Origin of the sequence: Mobiluncus holmesii ATCC 35242 (genome assembly GCF_000185445.1) — a bacterium.
Lineage (GTDB): Bacteria > Actinomycetota > Actinomycetes > Actinomycetales > Actinomycetaceae > Mobiluncus > Mobiluncus curtisii.
Map to the genome: position 1 here is coordinate 1,322,353 of NZ_GL622346.1, position 22,920 is coordinate 1,345,272.

The 22,920-nt window shown below is 57.4% G+C and carries 14 protein-coding genes; 4 read left to right on the forward strand and 10 right to left on the reverse strand.

Annotation, left to right across the window (positions count from 1 at the left end; translation table 11 throughout):
- Positions 1-88: 88 nt before the first annotated feature.
- Both HMPREF0576_RS05735 and HMPREF0576_RS05740 read right to left on the reverse strand, forming a co-directional pair.
- Positions 89-1,075, reverse strand: a complete 987-nt coding sequence (locus tag HMPREF0576_RS05735; protein WP_004011085.1) for a nucleotidyl transferase AbiEii/AbiGii toxin family protein — start codon at positions 1,073-1,075, stop codon at positions 89-91.
- Between the two features lie 3 nt (positions 1,076-1,078).
- Positions 1,079-1,636, reverse strand: coding sequence for a type IV toxin-antitoxin system AbiEi family antitoxin domain-containing protein (locus tag HMPREF0576_RS05740; RefSeq protein ID WP_004011086.1), 558 nt, complete (start codon positions 1,634-1,636; stop codon positions 1,079-1,081).
- Between the two features lie 509 nt (positions 1,637-2,145).
- On the opposite strand from HMPREF0576_RS05740, the gene HMPREF0576_RS05745 reads away from it, so the two are divergent.
- Positions 2,146-4,335: a cell wall-binding repeat-containing protein gene (locus HMPREF0576_RS05745; RefSeq protein WP_004011088.1), complete on the forward strand. Its 2,190-nt coding sequence runs from the start codon at positions 2,146-2,148 to the stop codon at positions 4,333-4,335.
- Between the two features lie 418 nt (positions 4,336-4,753).
- On the opposite strand, the gene HMPREF0576_RS05750 is transcribed toward HMPREF0576_RS05745, so the two are convergent.
- The 4 genes from HMPREF0576_RS05750 to HMPREF0576_RS05770 form a co-directional block, all read right to left on the reverse strand.
- The gene (locus HMPREF0576_RS05750; protein ID WP_004011089.1) at positions 4,754-7,069 is read right to left on the reverse strand and encodes a cell wall-binding repeat-containing protein; all 2,316 of its coding nucleotides are present in this window, start codon (positions 7,067-7,069) and stop codon (positions 4,754-4,756) included.
- Between the two features lie 554 nt (positions 7,070-7,623).
- Positions 7,624-9,846, reverse strand: coding sequence for a 1,4-alpha-glucan branching protein GlgB (gene glgB / locus HMPREF0576_RS05755; RefSeq protein WP_004011090.1), 2,223 nt, complete (start codon positions 9,844-9,846; stop codon positions 7,624-7,626).
- 40 nt (positions 9,847-9,886) lie between these two features.
- Complete coding sequence (locus HMPREF0576_RS05760) at positions 9,887-12,373, reverse strand: maltotransferase domain-containing protein (RefSeq protein ID WP_181964216.1); 2,487 nt, start codon at positions 12,371-12,373, stop codon at positions 9,887-9,889.
- A 159-nt stretch (positions 12,374-12,532) separates the two neighbouring features.
- Positions 12,533-13,279, reverse strand: coding sequence for a VIT1/CCC1 transporter family protein (locus tag HMPREF0576_RS05770; RefSeq protein ID WP_036324304.1), 747 nt, complete (start codon positions 13,277-13,279; stop codon positions 12,533-12,535).
- 479 nt (positions 13,280-13,758) lie between these two features.
- Between HMPREF0576_RS05770 and HMPREF0576_RS05775 the strand changes: the two genes are divergently transcribed.
- A complete protein-coding gene (locus tag HMPREF0576_RS05775; RefSeq protein WP_004011095.1) occupies positions 13,759-14,706 on the forward strand; it encodes a tetratricopeptide repeat protein in 948 nt (315 codons plus the stop codon).
- Here HMPREF0576_RS05775 and HMPREF0576_RS05780 read toward each other — a convergent pair.
- From HMPREF0576_RS05780 to HMPREF0576_RS05790, 3 genes are all read right to left on the reverse strand, one after another.
- On the reverse strand, positions 14,690-15,430 hold the full coding sequence (locus HMPREF0576_RS05780; RefSeq protein ID WP_004011096.1) for a TetR/AcrR family transcriptional regulator: 741 nt from the start codon (positions 15,428-15,430) through the stop codon (positions 14,690-14,692). The two genes, HMPREF0576_RS05775 and HMPREF0576_RS05780, sit on opposite strands and share 17 nt — an antisense overlap.
- A 312-nt stretch (positions 15,431-15,742) precedes the next feature.
- On the reverse strand, positions 15,743-18,364 hold the full coding sequence (gene glgP / locus HMPREF0576_RS05785; protein ID WP_181964220.1) for an alpha-glucan family phosphorylase: 2,622 nt from the start codon (positions 18,362-18,364) through the stop codon (positions 15,743-15,745).
- A 107-nt stretch (positions 18,365-18,471) separates the two neighbouring features.
- Positions 18,472-19,803, reverse strand: coding sequence for a DivIVA domain-containing protein (locus tag HMPREF0576_RS05790; protein WP_004011098.1), 1,332 nt, complete (start codon positions 19,801-19,803; stop codon positions 18,472-18,474).
- Between the two features lie 201 nt (positions 19,804-20,004).
- Between HMPREF0576_RS05790 and HMPREF0576_RS05795 the strand changes: the two genes are divergently transcribed.
- The gene (locus tag HMPREF0576_RS05795) at positions 20,005-20,991 is read left to right on the forward strand and encodes a hypothetical protein (RefSeq protein WP_004011099.1); all 987 of its coding nucleotides are present in this window, start codon (positions 20,005-20,007) and stop codon (positions 20,989-20,991) included.
- Complete coding sequence (locus HMPREF0576_RS05800) at positions 20,981-21,967, forward strand: hypothetical protein (protein WP_004011100.1); 987 nt, start codon at positions 20,981-20,983, stop codon at positions 21,965-21,967. Before HMPREF0576_RS05795 ends, HMPREF0576_RS05800 begins: the two co-directional genes overlap by 11 nt.
- A gap of 99 nt (positions 21,968-22,066) precedes the next feature.
- Here the strand turns inward: HMPREF0576_RS05800 and HMPREF0576_RS05805 are convergent, their stop codons facing one another.
- Positions 22,067-22,843, reverse strand: a complete 777-nt coding sequence (locus HMPREF0576_RS05805; protein WP_004011101.1) for an alpha/beta fold hydrolase — start codon at positions 22,841-22,843, stop codon at positions 22,067-22,069.
- Positions 22,844-22,920: the final 77 nt, after the last annotated feature.

The following is a 22,920-nucleotide window of genomic DNA, read 5'->3' on the forward strand; positions in this document are numbered from 1 at the left end:
TACGCTTCACCCCGGGCTACACGAACCGTAAAAACCGCCCGGGGAGACTATTGAATCCTCGACAAACATTAATCACGCAAAAATGCTCTTAACTAGCTTCGTCGACGAGACAGAGCCAGGTATTGAGTTCCTCAACGCATTCCTGGAGAGACCCGTTTACACCGCTTCCCTCAGATTCTGTAGTAAAACTTGTTTCCCAGTGCGGCCACGCCACTACTCGTGCAGGCCATGTTTGCACCTTCACGCCCAGGTTAGCGGCTTCGCGCGCCCGGACTTCGAACACGTCGTGTATCGCTGCTGCAATCTCATCCAGTTCTGGAGCCCCGCTACGTTGCACCAAGTCACGTAAAAGCAGCAGGTCAACCACATCACGCGAACGGTCGTTTACAAGCTCAGGGGGTTGATGCGGGCCGGTGACCGCGTGCACCTTCTGCGCTATCTGGTAGCTCATGGACAAAGTCGCAATCCTAGCCGGCGATTCAACACCAAAGCCAGCCAACGAGGGCGCCACCACGCTTTCCACCAACCGCCCGGCATCACCCTCATCAGCGGAAATCTCGACCTGGACGCGACGCCACGTAACACCCTTAATCAACACCAAAACATCAAAACGCCGCGGTTTCAGCACACGCCCGGGCACCGTGATGACTTCCGCTTCCGTGCGTGAAAACTCGAAAGGACCCCAAGACTCAACTAAAACCTTGTCTAATTCATTAAAGAAAGTGTCGAAATCCGTACGCACCAGACCATCGATATCCCGCGTGTTGCGTGTCGTATCCCCGAGCCGGTACTGCAACATAGTCCCGCCTTTCAGCAAGAAAAACGGGCCCGAATTCTTCCCATCTCCCGCAACACAGGCCCGCTGCAGCACTCCAGTCACCACCGTGGCAGCAATCAACCAACCCAACCGTGGCCCACGCGTCCCCAACTGCGCTTGAGCCTGTTCCACCCACTTATCCAAAACACGAGCCGAAAACGGCTCTTTACTCTTGGCTTGCAACAAACCCAGCCGCGCAGCTAACCCTTGCAAGCCCGCCGGTTCCTCCAGACGCTGGGAATCCCGCAATTCTGCCATGACTCACACCCCGTCCCGATGTGCCAAAGCAGACAAAAATAGCTCGTGCTGCGTCGAGGTCAACAGCCCCCGTTGCAAACCCAACTCACCCGCACGCTTCAGCACCCGTGTCGATACCCCGTAGTCCACGCACTGGACCAAGGCTGTTGACACTACCACCACCGGAAGCCCTTGGCACCAAGCTCGTTCCCGTGGCTCCAAATCCTGGTAATGAACCACAAACCCTTCACCATCTGAACGCCGCACACGTCGCCCCCGACCAACCGTCACATGCTTCACCTCGGGCAGGCTTTCCGTGACTTCCCACACCTCCAAAGCCGTCTCATGGCTCAAACAAGCCCGGGTCTCTCCTGTCCACAAAACCGGCAAATGGTAAGCATCCCAGGGCGTCTGCGCCACACCTGGCACACGATAAACACCCCGGACCAGACGCCCAATCCGGCCCCGAGATACCATCTTGGACAAATCCGCGTCTGTCACCCCTGCAGCGATTGCCTGACCCCGAGTCACGAATCCGTGCTGGTCAAGGGCAATCTCGCGCAAATCATCTAATCCAGACATGTCAATACCTTACCAAAAAGGAAAGGTATTGACAATCGCTGACCTCTCATGTTACGCCCTCAGCCTTGCAGGACAGACGGCCAACACGGGCGACCATACCCTCATTAACAAACTCCCCGGGTTACGTCGATCGGGTCGAGATTCTTCACCTTTCAATAGTCTCCCTGGGCGGTTTTTACGGTTCGTGTAGCCCGGGGTTTTAGGGTCTGGGCGAGTGGATGTTTCGGTGTTTGGGGGTTTATAAGGTGGTATTTGGGCTGTAGCTGCCATTATTGGCAGCTACAGCCCATATTCCACTAGTTATTCACACTCCCGCTGAGTATCAACTTGCCGAACCTCCCCGGTTTGCCTGCAGCACTGGCAGGTGTCTACCCGAAAATGCCTATGTGCCTGCAACCCTGGCAGGTATCGGCACGGGGATTTCTCGCGCGTCTGCACCCCTGGTATTTACCCAGTATTTACCCAGAATTCCTGACCCTTTATTACCCAGAAGAAGGGTTTATTTGAAGATGAATTTGAAGAAGAAGTTTGTGATTGGTGCTGCTTCGTTGGCGCTGGTTGCTGGCATGGGCGTCGCCCCGGCGATGGCTGCTCCGGCTGATATTTCGGCTAATCGTTGGGCGGGTTCGGATCGTTACGATACCGCTATTCAGGTTGCCTTGAAGGGCTGGGCTGACGCTAATGGTGAGAATCCGTCCGCTGCTACGGTTTACGTTTCTAACGGTGCTTCCTTGGTGGATGCTATCGCTGGTGGCGTGTTGAAGAATGGCCCGATGTTGCTGGTGAACGGCGATAAGGCGGTGCAGTCTAAGGTTGCTGACGCGATTAAGAAGCTCAATGCTGGCAAGGTTATCGCTTTGGGTGGTACCGGTGCCGTGTCTGATGAGGCTTTGAAGGCTGTGGCTGGTACTGCCACGACTGAGCGTATCGCTGGTGCGGATCGTTTCGAGACTGCCGCTAAGATTGCGGAGGCTGCTAAGAAGCAGGGCGTGTCGGTGAATCGTGTGTACTTGGCTAATGGCCAGACTTTGGTTGATGCCTTGGTTGGCGGTCAGCTGAAAGATGGTGTGATTTTGCTGACTGATGGTGCTGACAAACTGCCGGCTGCTACTGCTAAGGCTTTGAACAAGATTGGTGGTGGCGCTTCCCTGTACGCTTTGGGTGGTACTGGTGCTGTGTCTGATGCGGTCTTGAAGAGTGCGGCTGTGTCTCAGACCATTCTGATTGATTCTTTCTTGGAGGATAACAAGGCTGCTGTCGAGGCTTCCGCTAAGGCTGATTTGGCTGTGAATGGCTGGGTCAAGGTCAACGGCGCAACCCAGGACCAGTTCACTGACGCTCTCAGTGCTACCCCCACTACGAAAGCTAAGATTGCTGCGACCTGGCCGAAGGTCGACGCTGCCCTAGCCGCCAACCCCAACGTCAATGGCAAATCATGGTATTTGAAGAATGATGCTAATGGTCAGGCGACGAAAGAGACTTACGCTAACGCGATTGCTGATGCTTCCCCGACGGAGAAGCTCGAGTCCGGCGCTGAAGCCACCGCCTACCTGGGTACCACCAAGGCTGTCGCGGCCGCTCAGGAGGTCGCTGATGACGCTAAGACTGACGTCACAGCTGGCACCTTGAAGGGCAAGCTGGTCGCCGCTACCGGTATTATCAACGCTAGTGCTGATGCTTTGTTGGATGAGGTCATCAACGACGGTACTAACGGCAAGAAGGGCTTGGGTTCTGTTCCTATTTTGACTGATGTTCAGAATGTGTTCCCGGATGTGACTGCTAAGACTACTGGTATGGAGTTCGTGACTTCTATCGGTTTGGATCCTGCTAATTTGAAGACCGACATCGCTGGTCAGACTAAAGTGTTGGATTCTGCTTTGAAGGCTCAGGTTGCTAAGTTGCAGGCTGATGCGGCTGCTGCTGGTAAGGCTAATACTGCTGCGATTAAGGCTAAGACTAAGGCTTCTGAGGCTCTGGACAAGCTGATTCATGGTGGCGCTGTGAACTACAACGTGAATCGTCTTGGTGGTGCGGATCGTTTCGAGACTGCTGTAAAGATTGCTAATCACGTTTATGGTGAGAAGGGCGAAAAGTCTGATCCGACTCGTATCTACTTTGCTAACGGCATGTCTTTCGCTGACGCGGCTGTCGCTGGTTACATTGATAACTCGAAACGTCCTGGCCCGGTGTTGTTGGTCAACAAGGATTCTGTTCCTTCCGTGACTGGTGAGCAGGCTCTGGCTTGGGACAAGGCCGTGGATTACGTGCGTAAGAACGTGACTTTCATTGGTGGTACTGGTGTTATCTCTGACGAGAACGGTGCTGCCGAGCTGGAGAAGCTCGCCCCGGCCACCGCTGCTTCCGGCAAGGTTTCTTTCGGAACCTGGGATACATCTGCCACCAAGGTAGCTGAGATTGCTGTCACCACGAAGGATATGCCTAACGGTTCTACCCTGAGCATCGAGTGGTACGGTCGTACCGGCAATGCCGGCACCGGTGATTTGCTGGCTGCTACCAGCACTTTGGGTGGTGCTACCGTGCAGTCTGCTACCACTACTGTAGACCAGGATGGCAAGGTCAAGATTATCTTCGCTGCTGTTCCTAGCCCGACTTCCTATGTCCGTGTGAAGGTTACCGCTAAGAACTCTTCTGGCGAGGTCATTACCGAGACCTACTCCACTTGGACCGAGGTCAAGTAGTCTCAAACCAGGATTCATCCTGGATACTGACTGAAAACTAAATAAACACTGTGCCCCGGACTGGGAGTCCGGGGCACAGGTGTCTATAAAACCGGGCTGGGCAAAAATGTGTGTCTGGGGTCTTGTTCAACCTGTTGTTCCGGATGGTATAGCTAATTCAAAGTTATCGGGCACCTAAACAGCAACAAGACAAAGCAAAAACCGTCCCCGCGCAGAAATTCATAGCCACCGACTTCGCAGGGACACCTCGCTACCACGTATTTAGCCTCTCACGGTCGGGCAAGCTGTAAAAAGCTTTTGCCGGGCTGGTCGCCCAGCCCGGCAAAAGCGTGGCTCCGCTAGGAAAACCTAGCGGAGCCAACCATTTTATGAAGTTATCGTTGAAACCATTGAGGTTTCACTAGAATCAAAGGACTCACTAGGAGATGTTTACAGTAACGTCTTTCTCCGCACCATCGGAAACCGTCTTAGCTGCACTGGCGGCGCCGTCCTCGTCAACCTTGACCGTCACTTTAATCGTGCCAGAGACAGCACCATTGTGAGAGTCGTCGGTAGCGGTAACCTTGCAAGCCTTTGTACTAGCATCCCAAGCAACAGCGAACTTTACCTTGCCAGAAGTACCAGCAGAAATCTCGTTCTTATCGATAGAGCAGGTGTACTCGGCAGGCGCAGACTTAGCGCCAGTCACAGGAACCGAAGCAGTACCGTTTACGGCAGTGATTGGGCTGCCAGTTACTGCACCCAAGGTTGGCTTTGCCGAAGCCGTGGGAGCCGCGGGGGCGGCTTCCGGCTGGTCCTTGAGACCTTCAGCGAAGGACTTCACGGCAGCTTTCAGGGTATCGTCAGACACAGCGTTGGTACCACCAATGGTGTAGCCTTCCTTCATGGTGTTACCCTGGGTCATGCCCAAACGCTTGAACTCAGCCAGAACGTTGTCGCTTGGGGTGCCGGTAGAAGGCAGCAGCAAAATCGGACCCTTTTCGAGCTGACCTGCGACCATGGCGTCGACAATGTTAGCGTCGTTACCGGAAGCAACGTAAACGCGACCTTGACCGCTCAGCTGACCGTTATTCTTGCCCTCCGGACCTGCGGTCAGGTAGTAAGACAGCAAAGCAGCGGTTTCGTACCGGTCAGCACCTGCCAAACGCTGATGGGTCCCAGTGGAAGTAATCACCTTCGGCAGCGGACCAGCTTTGTAAGCGTTCACGGCATCTTTCAAAGCCTTGTAAGACTTGTTAGCCTGAGCCTTCACCTCAGCGGCCTTCTTCGGGGCAGCAATACCCATAGCAGCAGCAGAAACCGGTGAAGACGCCGCGTTCGTCTGGAAAGAAGCGAAATTAGCAGCCTCGTAGCCCACAGCATCAGCATAGGTAAACTGCTCAGCACCGATCTTCAACAGATTATCCTTAGACTCAGCAATCTGCTGAGCCTTCTTGTCAGCAGCCGCGAAGTCATAACCAGTCACCACATCACCGGTCGTTGTAAACCCACCAAGGTTCACGCTACCATCACCGTTAACCACCAGCTTCTGAGCATCAAAACCGTAGTAAGCCTTGAACGCGCTCAGGAAACCAGACTGAGCGGCGGCAACACTCGCCGGAGCAGCACCCTGTGCACCAACAAGTGCGTCCAGCGCATCGTTCATAGTTTCCTTGAGCTTGTTGACGGTATTATTGGCAGGATTATCTGCCTTGCCCATAATCTTCGCCAGGTTAGCAGCTACCTCATTGTTAGCGTTCTTCCAGCCCTTGAAAGCCTTAGCTTCCTTGCCAGCTGCAATCCCATCCTTGATGTTAATATCATTCTCATTAGCAGAAGTTCCAGTAATCTCAGCCTTGCCCAAGCCGAAGTACTTGTTGGTTGGCTCTTCGAGAACGTCCTTATCCATGTGCTGCCAAGCTCCCTGACCATAGTACTTAGCAGCAGCGGTCTGAACATCAGCCTTCAAAGAATCAATAGTAGTGTTGTACTTCCAAGGATTGATTTCTTCCTTGCCGCCGGTTACTTTGTTCACCTGGTCATCAGACAAAGCCCCGGTACCGCCCAGAACGATAACACTCTTGTTAGCCAGGTTCTTCTGGTAGTAGTCAACAGTGCCCTGAGGAACATCACCAGTAGGAGGAACCAGGATAATCGGACCATTAATAACCGCGCCAGCAGTCAAAGCGTCAACAACAACATTGCCCTGAGCGAAGTAGTTACGATCCCAGTTGGCACCAGGGGCATCCTTGGCCTTCTTAATGATTTCGATATTCGTGGCGTAACGATCTGCCCCACCCAAACGAGAAATCGTAGGGACACCGTTATCGTAGCCAGCGACGACGTTATCAATCCAAGCATTCGGAACCACGCTGGTACCACCAACAGCAGTGAACTCCTGTACGTTCTGACCAATCAGCTTCTTGATTTGATGACCGACAACAATCTGTCCAGCCTTATCAGCCGGAACCAACACGACCACACCATCATTCAAAATACCTGACGATGCCGCATCCACCATAGCCTTGTAATTAACCAGATAGACCTTACGTGCCTTAGCCGGAGTATCCTTGGCGGCCTTCATCGCAACCTTCAAAGAGGTCTCCACACGCTCCGCACCAGCAACACGATCAAAAGACTGACCGCCAGGCAACACAATCTTGTCACCATCAGCAGCCATCGCGGGGGCGACGCCCATGCCAGCAACCAGCGCCAACGAAGCAGCACCAATCACAAACTTCTTCTTCAAATTCATCTTCAAATAAACCCTTCTTCTGGGTAATAAAGGGTGGAATTTTTTAAACCACCCAGGTGATCCAGGACGGAAGCACCCAGGAAAAGTTTACACCACCCAAGTGTTCTGTCAATACTGCGAAAGACCCAGAGTCGCGAATTCTCGCGGTTTATAGGACCTCACGCTTCCGAGGACTTCCCCGGAACCAAGGAACCCAGCGCACCCCGTGGCTATCAGCTCAAAGGGACACAGGAACCTTGCTAACAACCTCTATATGTAAAGGCTCCAGGCATTCTTACACAACACCGAGAAATATAGGTGTGATTTAGGTCACATCCAGACCTGGACCCAGAGCGACGCCCTATCCGACACAAGCGACCGATTCCAACGCACCCCCGACCACAACCTCGGACAGCAAATGACCATCACCTGCGTCTTTACCGACACCGCGGCGTACATTCACCCGAATTCCCCGGCGAAATCGGTCACTCGTGCACCGACCTCATTGACTAAGGCGCAAAATCCCAGGAGCGCCCTCTGGGGCGCGCGCCGCAACACCCTGGCGAAGTGAAAACTTAACGCGGGCGGTACGGGTTATCCTCGGCGGGGCGCAAAATCACCACACCGAGCGGGGGAATCCGCAAAGACACCGAGCAGGGGCGGTTATTCCACGGAATCTCCTCAGCGGTGACCTGACCCAGGTTACCCACGCCGGAGCCGCCGTAAACTTCAGCGTCCGTGTTTAGCACCTCGTCCCACTGTCCAGCGAAAGGCAGTCCGACCCGGAACGGATCGTGAGGATTGCCACTAAAGTTCGCCACCACTGCCAGCAAGTGACCCGATTCAATCCCCGAAGGATCCGATTCCGCCACGGACCGGCGCAGATACGTAATCAAGTTATGGTCAGCATCACTGGGCTCAATCCACTCAAACCCGCGATAGTCGTCACACCACAGCGCCGGGTTGGATGCATACAGGTGGTTCAAATCGGTGACCAGTTGACGAATCCCCTGATGCTCGGGAATGTCCAGGTGCCACCAATCCAAGGATGCCCCCGAATTCCATTCCGCGCCCTGACCAAACTCGGAGCCCATGAAGATGAGCTGCTTGCCCGGATGCGTCCACTGGTAAGCAAATAGCAGGCGCAATCCTGCCAACTGGCGCCAATAATCGCCGGGCATCTTGGACAGCAGCGAGCCTTTGCCATGCACGACCTCATCGTGGGACAGCGGCAGCACAAAGTTCTCTGAAAAGGCGTAGACCAGGCTAAACGTCAGCTCGTTGTGATGCCACTTGCGGTTCACCGGGTCCTCTGCCAAGTAGCGCAGAGTGTCATTCATCCACCCCATGTTCCACTTGAAACCAAAACCCAGACCCCCCTCGGAAGTCGGCTGGGTGACGCCGGGCCAGGCGGTCGATTCTTCGGCAATCATGACCGTGCCGGGGCAGACCCGGTAGCAGGTCGCGGTGACTTCTTGCAGCAGGGCGATAGCCTCGAGGTTTTCCCGTCCACCGTACTGGTTCGGGTGCCACTGACCTTCCTTGCGGGAATAATCCAGATAGAGCATCGACGCCACCGCGTCCACCCGCAGTCCGTCAATGTGGAACTCTTCCATCCAGTACAGGGCGTTAGCGACCAGGAAGTTCTTCACTTCACGCCGACCGTAGTTGAATACCAGTGTCCCCCAGTCCGGGTGCTGACCGCGCTGCGGATCGGGGTCCTCGTACAGAGCCGTGCCATCGAACCCCGCCAGCGCCCAGTCATCCTTGGGGAAATGCGCCGGAACCCAGTCCAAAATCACGCCAATCCCGTTTTGGTGCAACGCATCCACCAGGTAACGGAAGTCGTCAGGCGTCCCAAACCGGGCGGTCGGAGCATAGTATGACGTGCATTGATACCCCCAAGACGGCCCGTAGGGGTGTTCCGCCACGGGCATGAACTCCACGTGGGTGAAACCCATTTCCTTAACGTAAGGCACCAGGTGTTCCGCCAGGTCACGGTAGCCATAGCCTTCTCTCCACGAGCCGATATGGCATTCGTAGATGCTCATAGGCTGGGTATGAATCGGATGGGTGTCCACGTTCGTGGCGCGCTGTTCCATCCACTCCGCATCGTTCCAAGTATGGAACTGGTCGGTGACCACCGAGGCGGTGGCGGGAGGAATCTCCGTCGCGCGCGCCATCGGGTCAGCCTTTTGACGCCAGTTCCCGTCGGGACCTTTAATGTCGTACTTGTAGCGTGCGCCTATCTCGACACCGGGAATGAACAGCTCCCACACCCCGGACGCCCCGAGGCTGCGCATCGCGCACCCCGACCCGTCCCAAAAGTTGAAGTCCCCCACGACCTTCACTGCTTGTGCGTTCGGCGCCCACACCGCGAAAGCCACACCTTTCACGACCCCCAGCGGACCCTGGTACTCCTTTAAATGAGCACCCAAAACGTCCCACAGACGCTCGTGACGCCCTTCTGAAATCAGGTAAGTGTCCATTTCGCCCAAGGTCGGCAGGAAACGGTAGGGGTCGTCCCCCAAGACTTCCTGATCACCGTAGGTGACTTTCACCCGGTAGTCCTCGACTTCGGCGTGCGGGATGACTGCCACCCACACCCCGTCCTGTTCAGGTTCCGCGGGGAAGTCACCGTGTTCGGTGACGATAGTGACGCTTTGCGCCATGTGACGCACGGTGCGGATGGTGACATCCTCGCCGTCCGAGTGTGGTCCCAGCACCGAGTGCGGAGAGTAGTAGTTCGCGTAGGCGACCTGGTTCAAAAGTTCCGGGGAAACGGTGATTTTAGCCATGAGGTAATTCTGTCACATTTTGCTGTGCTAGTGTTTGGGTTCACTCTGGAATGGGGCTGAAACTGAAAATATGACCGGGACCGGTAGAGGGATTGAGCTGCACAAAATTATCCAATCCCCAGGTATATTCACCGCCAGTCAGCTCATCATGCACCACAAACAGGCGTTGCCCCTCACCGGGCGCGGCAATCTCCGGGAACTCCTCCGGGCACAACCCTAGTGACGGCAAATCCAGGTGCACCCAGCCGGACTGGGTGTGATGCGGATCCAGGTTCACGACGACCAGCACCGTGTCCGCCCGGCCGGTCGGGGAATGCGCCGCGTCAATATGCTTGGAAAAAGCAATAATGGCGTCATTCTCGATAGCGTGGAACTTGATGTTACGCAGCTGCAACAGTGCGGGATGCGCGGAGCGAGCCGCGTTCAAGGTGCGCAACAGGGAGGCGATGCCGTACTTGTCACGCGCCGCCCAGTCATAGACTTTCACCTCATATTTCGGGTTGTCGATGGATTCCTCGACGCCCGGACGCTGCACATGCTCGCAAAACTCGTAGCTGCCCCCGAGGATTCCCCAGGTCGGAGCGGCGGTGGCAGCCAGCAGCGCACGCGCTTTAAACGCTCCCACCCCAGCCGTCATATAGTCGGTCAAAATGTCCGGGGTCATGGGGAACAGCGCCGGGCGCAGCACGTGCGCCGTTTCATAAGCCAGTTCCTCGAAGTACTCGGTCAGCTCCACCTTTGTGTTGCGCCACGTAAAGTACGTGTAAGACAGGTGGAACCCCGCTTTTGCCAGCCCGCGCATCATCGCCGGAGCGGTGAACGCCTCCGCGAGCATCACCACTTCGGGGTGGGTTTGGTGCAAGTCAGCCGCCAAGCGCTGCCAGAACCGCACCGGCTTGGTGTGTGGATTATCCATGCGGAAAATCGTGACCCCATGGTCAATCCAAAACTCGATTACCCGCCGGATTTCGGCATACAGCCCGTCCGGGTCATTATCAAAGTTCAGCGGATAAATGTCTTGGTATTTCTTGGGGGGATTTTCGGCGTAAGCAATCGAGCCGTCAGCCCGAGCCGAAAACCATTCGGGGTGAGCCTTTACCCACGGGTGGTCCGGAGAGCACTGCAGAGCAAAATCCAGCGCAACCTCCAGGTGGTTGCGCTGCGCCTCCGCGACAAACTCGTCAAACGCTGCAATTCCGCCCAAAGCCGGGTCGACCGCATCATGTCCCCCATGCTCGTTACCAATCGCCCACGGCGAGCCGGGATCGCGAGGTCCTGCCACCAGGGCGTTGTTGCGTCCCTTACGGAAAGCGCGCCCAATCGGGTGGATGGGCGTGAGATAGATAACATCAAAACCGTCGGCAGCCACCTCGGGCAAGATTTCCGCTGCCGTGCGCAAGGTCCCCGGCACAATTCGACCATCCGACCCGTAATATGCCCCGATGGAGCGCGGAAAGATTTCGTACCACGCTCCTGCCACGGAACGTGCCCGGTCCACCCGCAGCGGGCACAGTTTCGTGCGCGTCGCCAAATCCCGCAGCGGATTCTCTGCAAAAATGTTCGCGACCAGCTCGTTTGTGGCAGCCGAGAGACGCACCTGGGGGCGGCGCTTTTGCTCGCGCAAACCCGCAATCGCGCCTTGCAGCACTGCCACGTCAGCCGGGGGCAGCGGGTCGGCAGGGGACGCGGTGTCACGAGCCGAGCCGTGGGCGGGTATCGCTTTGCCTGCAATCGCACGTTCTAGTAGGCGGGCGCCTTCCTCTAGGGTCAGCTCCACGTCAATGCCCGCCGGGATTTTCACGTTGGCGTCATGCACCCAGGTTCCATAAGCGTCAATCCACGACTCGACAGCAAAAGCGTAACGTCCCACAGTGTTGGGCTGGAGCCAGGCTTCAAACTGGTTTTCACCAGTGCCGATTTCATACATCCGGGCACGGTCCACGACTTCCCAAGCGGTCGGGTCCCCCGGATCAGGAGCGCCCTCGGGTCTGCCCGCCGGCGCATAAAGGTCATAGCCCCCTTCGCCGTGGCGTTTCGGATCGACGGGGCGCAACAGCACCGCATCGGCGCCAAAGAGGGAATGCCCGTCCACAAACACGGTGGCATGGACCGGGAACATCTCACCGACCGCAGCTTTTGCGGGGAACAGCCCGTTCTCCACAGTGGGACGCAGCTCGGTGACGCTGATACGGTTTAGTTCCGCGTCAGCAGGCAGGTGGTAAAGGTTTGCGGAAGGGGTCGGAACCGCCGGGGTCGGGATTGTGGTTTTTGCCGTCGCGGATTTTGCAGCGGTGGATTTCGCCGCCGCAGCGCTCGCCACAGTCGGGGTTGATTTTGTGGCGCGTCCCGAGGACTTTGCCGCCGGCTTGGCAGTGGTGGTACGAGATTTGCGGGTGGCAGCCGGTTTACGCGGCTGGCTGGACGGGGGCTTTGCCGCCGGCTTCGTCGCCGGACGAGTGTTAGAAGTGGAATGGCGCCCCGGTTTCTTGGCGTCAGAATTGCCCGCAGAATTCGTCGTCTCACTCACATCTGAAATTCTAAAGCAAAACCTGGGAAATTATGGTCGCTCCGGTAGGGGCGCACGCAGCTATCGGAAAGCCGAAGGCAGCGTTGCCGCCCCACCCAGCGCACCCCCGCCACGAGAAACTGAGCCCACCCGAAAACCCGGCGCAACGCCCTTGTGAATCTAAACAGCTGCCCCCACGAAATGACCAACCCCGCCGGTGATAATCATCGCCAGGGCACCCCCAACCATGACCCGGATCACCGCACGCAGCCGCGGAGCCTCGCCGCGCCATGCCGAAAGCCAGCCAACCAGCGCTAAAGCCAGCATCACCAGGATGAAGGTGGCTTCGATTTTCCACGGACCGCTCAGCAGCAAAATCGCCAGTAGCGGCACCAGCGCACCGACCATAAAGGAAACCGCTGAGGAAAAAGCCGCCGCCCAGGGCGAAGTGAATTCCTCAGAACTCAAGCCGTAATGAGCCTGGACGTGAGCCTCGACCGGATCATGGGCAGAATACTCCTGAGCGACCAGGGTTGCGGTGGCGCGGGATAAACCCTTTTCGATGTAGTTTTGCACCAGACCCTGAAATTCTCGGTCCGGGTCCTGGGCAATCAGACGACGTTCCTTTGCCACCACCGCTTTTTCCGTGTCACGCTGGGTGGACACCGAGACATATTCGCCCGCCGCCATCGACAATGCCCCAGCGACCACCGCCGCAATGCCAGCGGTCGCAATCGCCATCATGTTTTCAGGGTTCGCTGCCGCCACCCCCACGACCACGCCCGCGGTCGAGACAATGCCGTCATTAGCCCCCAGGACTGCAGCTCGCAGCCGATTGAGACGCGAGGAAGTCACTGCCGACTGGTCGTGTTTTTCATCCACTTCGCGCAACTGTTCGCTAGGTTTGTGCGCCAAATGATTACTCATGATGCGCCACCCCCGTATCTCCGTCCAGTACTGTTTATCCGATTTCAAATTACGGGGTTTTTGGCGTTATTTCAACGAACCTAAGGCTTTCCTTGGTTAGGTGGGGCTACGCCGGGAGGGGTGGCACGTGGGGATTGGGGCACCTGGTAAGGCGAGCAGAGCCAGGAGACAGCGCGAACAAATACGAGTACGGAGGGCGTTGCGGGCAAGGCGAGCAAGGCGAACGGGACGAGCGTGGCGGGACGGGACGGGCGGGACGATAACGTCAAGGGCGGAACCTCACTTGTGAAAAAATCTGGCGTTTTGAAGCGCATTTGCGGAAATCCCGCCAGCTGGAGTCAATATCCGGACAGTTTTAAGCGCTCCGCGATTTTCCCCGCTTGGACTTGATACCGTCGAGGCTTAACGGGTTAAATATCAACTAGACCGACTTGATTGATTGGTCACGCGGTCCGATTTAGGAAAGATGAGGCACAGACATGAACGTTCCCGCAGAACTGCACGATATTCCCGCTGGTCAAGATGGCGAAGCTGGTTCGGGCGGTTCCGGCACGCCGCAAACAATTCCGGGACCGCTGGTGCGTGATGTCACTGATGAAACGTTTTCCCAGCTGCTAGAGCTTTCCAAGACAGTTCCGTTCCTTTTGGACATGTGGGCGCCCTGGTGCGCTCCGTGCCGTCAGCTGGGACCCATTTTGGAAAAGGCGGTACAGCAGGCAGGCGGGCGCGTCGCTTTGGCAAAGGTCAACGTGGACGAAAGCCCCGCCATCGGTCAGGCATTCCGGGTGCAGAGCATTCCCGCCGTATTCTTGCTGATGAACGGGCAGCCCGCACCGTTGTTTAACGGCGCCTTGCCCGCTTCGTCCGTGCAGGAAGTCATCAACAAGGTCATCGCGTTGGCGCAAAAGGAAGGTGTCACGGGTCGCGTTGAGACTGACGGAGCCGAGACGGCTGGGCAAGCCGGCGCCAACGGAGTCACCGGTGCTGCCACCCCGGCTCCGGACGCTCCGTCCGCGATGCCTGAGGAAATTGAAACCGCGCTAAAACTTCAAGCCCAGGGCGACTATGACCAGGCTATCGAGACGTTAGAGACTTATTTGAAAGCCAACCCCGGCGAATCTAGCAAGGTGAATCCGCTGCTGGCAAAAGTGCGGTTGCAAGCCCGCTCGGCAGAAGCCAAGCCTGCCACCGAGACAGCTGGTTCGACCGCAACCGGCGAAGTAGCAGCACAGCTTGAAGCCGCGGATGCCCAGATGAATGCGGGAGATGCCGCCGGGGCACTGTCCCGCTTGCTCGCAGTCGTGGCAGAAACCAGCGGCGAAGATCGCGACGCGGCACGAGCGCGATTGGTCGAGTACTTCGCGATTCTGGGCGATGACCCGCTGGTCCCGCAGATACGTTCGAAGCTGGCTACTTTGCTTTACTAGCCTTTTTTGCCGCGGGCTTAGCGGCAGCAGTCTTTCGCGAAGTTCGGCTCGCGGGCTTAGCAGCTGACTTAGCGGCAGGTTTCCGGGCAGGTTTAGTCGCTGGCTTAGCCGCCGGTTTGGCTGCGGGTTTAGCCGCAGATTTCCTGGTGTGAGACGTTTTTCCAGATGACCCGCTAGCTGCGGCAATAGCATTCGTGACCTCTGCCGACATGGTACGCAAACCGCGGGAAAGCGCTCCGGCATCATCAAAACCTGCTGCCAGCGTGAGCGTACCTTCCACCCCGGACAAGGTGCGTTCCGACAGTGAAGCCGCCAAGCCACGATCCACACCGAGGCTGAGCAGCGCTTTCGTCAGCGCTGCACGCCACGTGTTGAAATGTGCCTGCACTTCCGGCGCAAAATCGCGAGCAGCGGCGTCATGAACCAGTTTGCCCCAAATGCTCTGTTTCTCGCCGTGGTCAAAAAACGCCAAGATTCCGGTGAACATCCCGGTGACATCCCCCGCTTCTAGCGGTGCCACCACGGCGGCTTGAAAGTCATGTTCCACTGCCACCAGGACTTCCCGCATCATCTGTGCTTTACCGTCAGGAAACAGGTGATAGAGCGAGCCACGTCCCAATCCGGTCGTTGCTGAAATCTCTGCCATGCCCGCACCGGTATAACCATGCGCCTGAAACAGAGCCGCCAGTTTCCCTACTATCTCCACGCGATTTGGTTTCCCCACCGCCGGTCCTTTCCGTGAGCCAATCCATCTAATCGACAGTATGGCGAATTTTTGACCGTTCGTTCCATTGACGCGCCGGCTTGCCCAGTTTTCGCGAAAAATCCCTCGGCATCGGGGGTGTGCGGAGATTATAAGGTGGTATTTGGGCAGTAGCTGCCATTATTGGCAGCTACTGCCCTATTTTCACCTTATATTCACACCCCAGCGAGTATCCCCCAACAAACAGCGACTCGAACGCCCGCAGAAATAGCAAAAGCCCGGTCGGCTGGGTTTCCCCAGCCGACCGGGCAAAATGCGGTCAATCCCGCAAGTTTAGTTACCGAAATAGAAGTGCGTCTCCGGATTATCGGCAGCGCGCTCCGCATTGGTCACCAGACCCAGCTCGGTGTAGCCCGCCATCAAGGGATGGGTCGGCACCACACGAACCTGGTATCCCAGCGGACCGGCATTGTTCAATCGAGTCTCCAGGCGGTAAGAAACCACGCCGTTTTCAGCATGTTCTGCCTGCATCGCCAAGACCTCAAAACCGGACAGGTCATCGTTAGAAGTCACACGCCCCAGCAACAACTGCACCTCCACGTCTTCAGGATGCAGATGCCCCAGTTGCACGTCAGCATAGAACGAGGCGCTGTCCCCCACGGTGGCGACATCGCCGACCTTGGCGTCAACGTGTTTCACCGCGACCTGATCCCAGCCCGAACGCACCCGCGCCTTGTAGGCTGCCAAATCGCGAGCTGCCTGGTGACCCGTGCCGTTCAGCACTCGACTGGACGCAGCAACCGGAGTGTAGAGGTTTTCCACATACTCGCTGACCATTCGCTGCGCCTGTACGCGCGGTCCCAAAGTCGCCAACGTGTGACGTATCATTTCCATCCAGTTGCGCGGAATCCCGTTTTCGTCCCGATCATAGAAGCGCGGGGCGACGGTGTTCTCGATGAGGTTGTACAGACCTTCGGCCTCGATAGCGTCACGGCGCTCCGGGTCGTCGACTCCGTCAGCAGTGGGGATGGCCCAGCCATTGCGACCGTCATACATTTCGTCCCACCAGCCGTCCAAGATGGACAGGTTCAAAGCTCCGTTGATGGCGCACTTCATGCCGGAAGTCCCGGAGGCTTCCAGCGGGCGCAGCGGATTGTTGAGCCACACGTCCACGCCGGGCATCAGGGTTTGTGCCATATCCATGTCATAGTTGGGCAGGAATGCGATGCGATCACGCACGTCGTACTGGTCAGCGAAAGCCACCAGGCGCTGAATCAAGCTGACGCCCTGTTCGTCGTCCGGGTGGGATTTCCCTGCCACGATGATCTGTACCGGGCGCTCTTTGTTCGTCAAAATGGACGCCAAGCGTTCCGGATTGTTAATCATCAACGTCAGACGCTTGTAAGTCGGTACGCGACGAGCAAAACCAATGGTCAAGACGTCAGGATCGAGAATTCGGTTCGTCCAATCCAACTCGGCAGGAGACGCCCCGCGCTCCAGCCAAGACTCACGCACCCGCCGACGTGCGTCCAGCACCAACTGTTCACGCAGTTCACGGCGCAAATTCCAGAGTTCCTCATCGCTGACGCCGCCTTCCTCCGGGGGACGCGCCCAGCGGTAGGTATTGACGTGTTCGCCGGGTTCCTGGTGCTTGCGCGCCAGCTGTGCCAAGCGACCATCGGTCCAGGTCGGACCGTGTACCCCGTTGGTGATAGAGGTGATGGGCACCTCTGAAACATCAAAACCGGGCCACAGCTGGTGGAACATGCTGCGTGAGACTTTGCCGTGCAGCTGGGCGACACCGTTTGCCATACGCGCCATACGCAAGCCCAAAACCGCCATATTGAACACGTTGGGATCCCCGCCCTCGTACGTTTCCGCACCCAGAGCCAGCAGCTGATCGGTGGTCACGCCGGGAATCTCAATCGGCGCCAAGTAGCGTTGTACCAGGGACCGGTCAAAACGGTCGATACCGGCAGGAACCGGCGTATGGGTGGTGAACAGTGTGCCGGAACGTACCGCTTCAATAGCCGTGCCGAAATCGAGATGTTCCTCGCCGGTCATCAGCTCGCGGATACGTTCCACCGCCATGAATCCGGCGTGACCTTCGTTGCAGTGATACACCTCGGGAGTCGGCGCGCCGGTCAAACGGCTGTAGGTGCGCAGGGCTTTCACGCCACCCACGCCCAGCAGCAGTTCCTGTTCCATGCGGTGATCTTTCGACCCGCCATACAGACGGTCTGTAACCAGGCGGGCAGCCTCGTCATTCTTGACCACGTCAGAGTCCATCATCAGCAGGGCGATACGACCCACTTTCGCGACCCACACTTGTGCATACAAAGTACGGTGATCGGGCAGAGGCACGTCCACCAGCGCGGGGGTGCCGTCGTTCTCCCGCAGCAGGGTCAACGGCATGTTATCCGGGTCAATAACCGGGTAGGATTCACGCTGCCAGCCTTCGCGAGTCAGGGACTGGCGGAAGTAGCCCGCCTGGTACAGCAGACCCACGCCGATAATCGGGACGCCCAAGTCAGAAGCAGACTTCAAATGGTCGCCTGCCAGGATCCCCAGACCGCCGGAATACTGAGGCAACACAGCCGTTACCCCGAACTCGGCTGAGAAATACCCAATCGCGCTGGGCTTGTCAGCATTGTTGAACTCGGACTGGAACCATTGCGGCTTTTCCAGGTAATCACTCAAGTCGCGTTCCAATTCCGCGGCTCGGTTTACAACGTCCGGGTTTGCGGATAATTCGTCCAGCTTTTGCACTGAAATCGAACCAAGGAAAGCCGCCGGATCGTGACCGACTTCCTCCCAGACTTGCGGATCTAAGGACGCGAAGAAATCGCGGGAAGGCCGGTTCCAAGACCAGCGCAGATTTTGAGCCAAATTTCCAATTGGCTTCAAATTTTCGGGAAGAACGGATCGGACAGTAAATCTTCGTATAGCTTTCACAGTCCAATTCTACTGTGGGAGTCACCTATTTGCGAAAATCTTAACTCAAAATATAGTTTTGGCGACCCCTAAGGGCCGCCAAAACTTGGGGGTGTCATGAAAAAAGATTATTCGCTGGCTTCTTCCGGCAGAGCGTAAGCGTCCACGTAGGCGGGCAACTCGACCGGTTCGCGCGTCTCTTCTTCCTCTTCCAGAGCCTGCAAGCCAGAGATGGCATCGGCGGCGCGAGACCCCAACAGACCACGCATTTCGTCGAGGTAGGCGGCCACAGATTCGCGCTGACGTTCCAGCTTTTCGACCGTGCGCTGCGCGGCGGCGCGCTCGGCTTGGGCTTCGGCACGTGCCGCTTCGCGCAACTGCTGGGCTTCGACTTCCGCGGCCGAGATGGTCGCTTCGGCAGTGCGGCGGGCGTCCTCTTGGCGGCGACGCACCACAGCATCGGTATCGGTCAGCAGGCGCTCGGCACGCTGCAACGTCTCACCGAGGTGCTTCTCAGCGTCAGCAACCTGAGCCTTCGCGGTGGCGACCATCGCGGAGGTTTCAGCACGAGCCTGTTCGTGAGCCTGTGCATCGGCTTCACGAGCGGCGGCACGAGCGGAGGCAATCTCAGTTTCGGTGTCTTGACGAGCCTGTTCGGACTCGGCGCGCAGACGCTCGGCTTCGGCACGAGCGTTAGAGATAATCTTGTCGGCTTCGGCGCGGGTTTCCGCGAGCAGCTTTTCTGCCATCTGCTGAGCCTGTTCACGCACCTGGGTGGCTTCGGCAGTAGCGGTCTCGCGCAGTTCTTGAACCTCCGTCGCGGCTTCGTTGCGCAGGGCGGTGGTTTCCTGTTCAGCCTTTACCCGAGCCTCGACGTAATCTTTTTCGGCTTGGGCGCGCTGCAACTCGGTTTCCCGGTCAGCCGTGGCCCGCAGGTCGTTGACCTGGGTGTTCACCTCGGCGCGCAAGGAGGCGGCTTCACGTTCCGCCGCGGCGACCAGTTCATCAGCGCGGTGCTGGGCGTTGGTAAGCACGGTTTCCGCTTCGGTTTCTGCCTGGGTGGTGCGTTCCTCGGCTTCACGGCGAGCCTCAGCCAGCATCGAAGCCGCTTCGGCTTCGGCGCGCTGGGTCAGGCGCTGCGTATTAGAGCGGGTCTTTTCCAACAGGGATTCCGCGTCAGCATTCGCCTTATTGATGACGGTAGTGGACTGTTCCTCAGCCGACCGCAGCAGTTGTTCGATGCGCTCGCCCAGACCGGTATAGCTGGACTTGTCGCTTTCCTTTAGACGACGCTGAGCTTCACCCAAATCCCCAGCCAGGGTGGCGTTACGCGCGTCGAGGGTTTCGACCTCACGGCGAGCCTCAGCCAAAGCCGTCATTAAAGTTTGAATCTGCAGGTCAACCTGAACGCGGTCGTATCCGCGCATCACGATTGGAAAATCTGTCTGCTCTTCGGTCACTTGTGAGTCCTCCTAAAGACGTCAACCAACGGGCAAATTAACCTGCCCCGCCAAACTTAGTATAACGATACCCTAAGTCTATAACGAAACAACCCCTGATTAACCATTTACACGAACCTTTATGACATGGCTAAGTCGCTGTGCGTCGCCATTCTCGGTAAAGTTAAATGGTAGCCGGTTTCAAATTTTTCGAGGAGACTCATGTCATCGAATCGCACTGCCCGTTATCTCAGCATTGCCCTGCTGTTTCTCTCGCTTTTGGTGGCTTTCGCCGGGATTTCTCGCCTGACTTTCCTGCGCCCCAGCGCGAATGTGGCGTTTCAGAGTGAACCGACTCGGACAGCAGTAGTCCTAACGGGGAAAAATTTGCTGGAATCTACGGGAGATAAAGTCACGATTCGTGCCACCGGTCCCGCAAAACAAGAAGTCTTTTTAGGAATCGCCCTGACTGCCGACGCCCAGGCTTTCGCCAAGTCCGTCGACCACTTAGAACTCACCGATTTCAAAGCCGATAACCAACTGGCTTCCCGAAGCATTAAAGCGAAAAAAACTGATTCTGCTCCTGGCGAACAAACTTTGCCCGACGGCTTTCAACAATTAGCTACCCCCGCACAAAGCGACACCGCAGACCTAACATCCTTAGACATTTGGAAACAAAGCGCTCGCGGCACCGGGAAAGCCTCCCTGACCTGGCAGCTCAGCGATAACCGCTGGAGCGCGGTGGCTTTTGTGGTGAATCCTCCTGACAAACCGGACAAAGCCGACAAATCTAGCAAAACTGCCCACACCCCCAAAGCGGCAGGACCGCAGCTGGAGCTGAAGTGGAAACTGAAGCACGAACCCTCCAGTTTCTGGGGAATTCTTCTGGTCATTGTGGGAATTATCGGCGCGGGAGCCATCGGAACTTTCCTGACGCTGCTGGTGCTGTCCGAACGACGTTCGCGTGCCAAACGCTTAGATACTTTGGAAAAGGATCAGGCACGCCAGATTGCCAGTCAGGTCACTTCCGCGGTCACCGGCGACGCCCCCACAGATACCGGCGTGATTCCGGCAGTCCATCCCACCCGGCGTTCCCTGCGGATGGCGGAAGAGGCCGAAAATCGGACGCGGCGTGCCAAAAAAACGCGGCGTCGCGCGGAAAAAGAGGAACCGAAAGACGCCGAGACGGAGGACACTAATGAAGAATAAACTGACCGCCCTTCTGACCGCGGGAGCAACCGCGCTCGCCCTGACCGCTTGTTCCTACACACCCACCCTGGTGACCTCCCCGAAAGCCGGCAATGAGCCGCCCGCCTTGGACCAGCAGCGCATCACAAAAATCACCACGGAGGCAAATGCCGCCGCCACCGCTGCAGACGGCGCAAAAGACCAACAGCAGCTCACCAGCCGTTTCGTCAACCCGGCTCTGCGGATGCGCAACGGGGAATACATGATGACCAACGCGACCCGTGGCGCGAACCTGGGGTCACTCCCCTTGGCAAATCCCCAGGTCGCAGTGGTGCAGCAGGATTCAGAGTGGCCACGTTACGCCTTTACAGTTTCACCCTCAGCGGAAGGACAGCCCCTGTACGTGTTCGGCCTGATCCAATCCTCACCGCGCGCTAACTACGCCGTGTGGGGTTACACAAAGCTGTTTCCCAAAGCGAGTTTCCCCGCGACGTTCAAGCCCGAAGTAGGCTCGCCCCGCCCCGCGGCGAAATCCAAAGATTTTGCGATGGCGCCCGGAACCTTGGCGCGGACTTACGCCGGCTACCTGAACGACCCCAACAGTACCAAAGACGTTTTTGACACCGAAAACGATTCTTTCGCGGCGACTTTCGCCAAACGACGCGCGGACTATGCCACTATCTCTCAGCAAAACCGCGGTTTGGAATTCAACATGACCGCCCGACCCGCCACTGACGGATTCATCTCGCTGGGCACCACGGACGGCGGAGCCCTGGTCATGGCAACTCTCAACTACGACTTGACGATGAAATCTCCTCGGAAACTCCAGCTTTCTGCCCTGGCTCAGGCCTACACCGGAAAAACGACCGCTGCCTCGACCCTAACTGAGACGCACACGGTGGTGGCGCTGTTTAACTTGCCAAACAAAGCCAGCCAGAACCAGAAAGTTACGGTTTTGGGCGCCTCCGATGCCGTCACTGCGATGACCGCGGACTAGGGCGTCACGCTAGCCCTTCAGGGTAGGTTCCCTATCAGGCTTCACCAGGGCGTTCGTTCACAAGGGCGGTGACCGCGAGCGGGTGCGTTTGGGGACGGTTTACATGCACTGGGGATAGAGCGCCATCAAACGACGCGAGACGGCGCCAGGATTTTCAATCGGCACCAGGTGTGAAGTCTCGTGGACTTCCACGACTTCCGTGCGGGCAGCTTGTGCCGTCGCGGCGGCGCACTCCGGGGAAATGACCGGGTCTTCCTCACCGCGCATGACCAAGACCGGCTTGTCAAAACTCTCCAACAGTGCAATCCGATCCGGACGGGCCGCCATTGCCCGCTGCGCCCAAGAAATTCCCTCGTTAGAGGCTTCCTCGGACCACTGCACTGCCTGAGAGACGACTTCGGGACGCGACCGGCGAGTCGAAGCGGTGAACTGAGATTCAATCTGTGGGGTCAGCAGGCTCGCGCGGTCCCCTGCCAGCATGGTGATGAGGTTTTCAAAACGGTCGGCTTTTTCACTGACCGTATCCGCGTCTGCCCGCGTACCAATCAGACCCAGACCAGCCACCACGTCAGGGTGGCGCTCCAAAATCGCCAAAGCCACACAGCCCCCCAGCGAATTGCCCACCGGAATGATGCGCTCGATGCCGAACTTGCCCAAGTTTGCCACGATTTCATCCGCAAATACATCAAGCGAGGGGGTGTCCATCATCGGAGGAGTTTGACCGAATCCGGGCGCATCCACCATCAGCAGTGGCACCCCACCCAAACGATCCGCAGTCGGCAACCACATCTGGTGATCCATCGGGAAAGCGTGCAGCAGCACCACCGTCGGACCAATTGGTCCGGGGATAATGTCGCGGGCAATCATGTTCAGCATGGTTTTATCTTAAAGGATTTCCTCTGATACCGGGTAAACCCGAATGGTTTTGCCCCACCTGCCAACTCCGCCAACAG

Coding starts and splice junctions, on each gene's coding strand:
- HMPREF0576_RS05735 (WP_004011085.1), bottom strand. CDS start 1,075: ATGGCAGAATTGCGGGATTCCCAGCGTCTGGAGGAACCGGCGGGCTTG.
- HMPREF0576_RS05740 (WP_004011086.1), bottom strand. CDS start 1,636: ATGTCTGGATTAGATGATTTGCGCGAGATTGCCCTTGACCAGCACGGA.
- HMPREF0576_RS05745 (WP_004011088.1), top strand. CDS start 2,146: ATGAATTTGAAGAAGAAGTTTGTGATTGGTGCTGCTTCGTTGGCGCTG.
- HMPREF0576_RS05750 (WP_004011089.1), bottom strand. CDS start 7,069: ATGAATTTGAAGAAGAAGTTTGTGATTGGTGCTGCTTCGTTGGCGCTG.
- glgB (WP_004011090.1), bottom strand. CDS start 9,846: ATGGCTAAAATCACCGTTTCCCCGGAACTTTTGAACCAGGTCGCCTAC.
- HMPREF0576_RS05770 (WP_036324304.1), bottom strand. CDS start 13,279: ATGAGTAATCATTTGGCGCACAAACCTAGCGAACAGTTGCGCGAAGTG.
- HMPREF0576_RS05775 (WP_004011095.1), top strand. CDS start 13,759: ATGAACGTTCCCGCAGAACTGCACGATATTCCCGCTGGTCAAGATGGC.
- HMPREF0576_RS05795 (WP_004011099.1), top strand. CDS start 20,005: ATGTCATCGAATCGCACTGCCCGTTATCTCAGCATTGCCCTGCTGTTT.
- HMPREF0576_RS05800 (WP_004011100.1), top strand. CDS start 20,981: ATGAAGAATAAACTGACCGCCCTTCTGACCGCGGGAGCAACCGCGCTC.
- HMPREF0576_RS05805 (WP_004011101.1), bottom strand. CDS start 22,843: ATGCTGAACATGATTGCCCGCGACATTATCCCCGGACCAATTGGTCCG.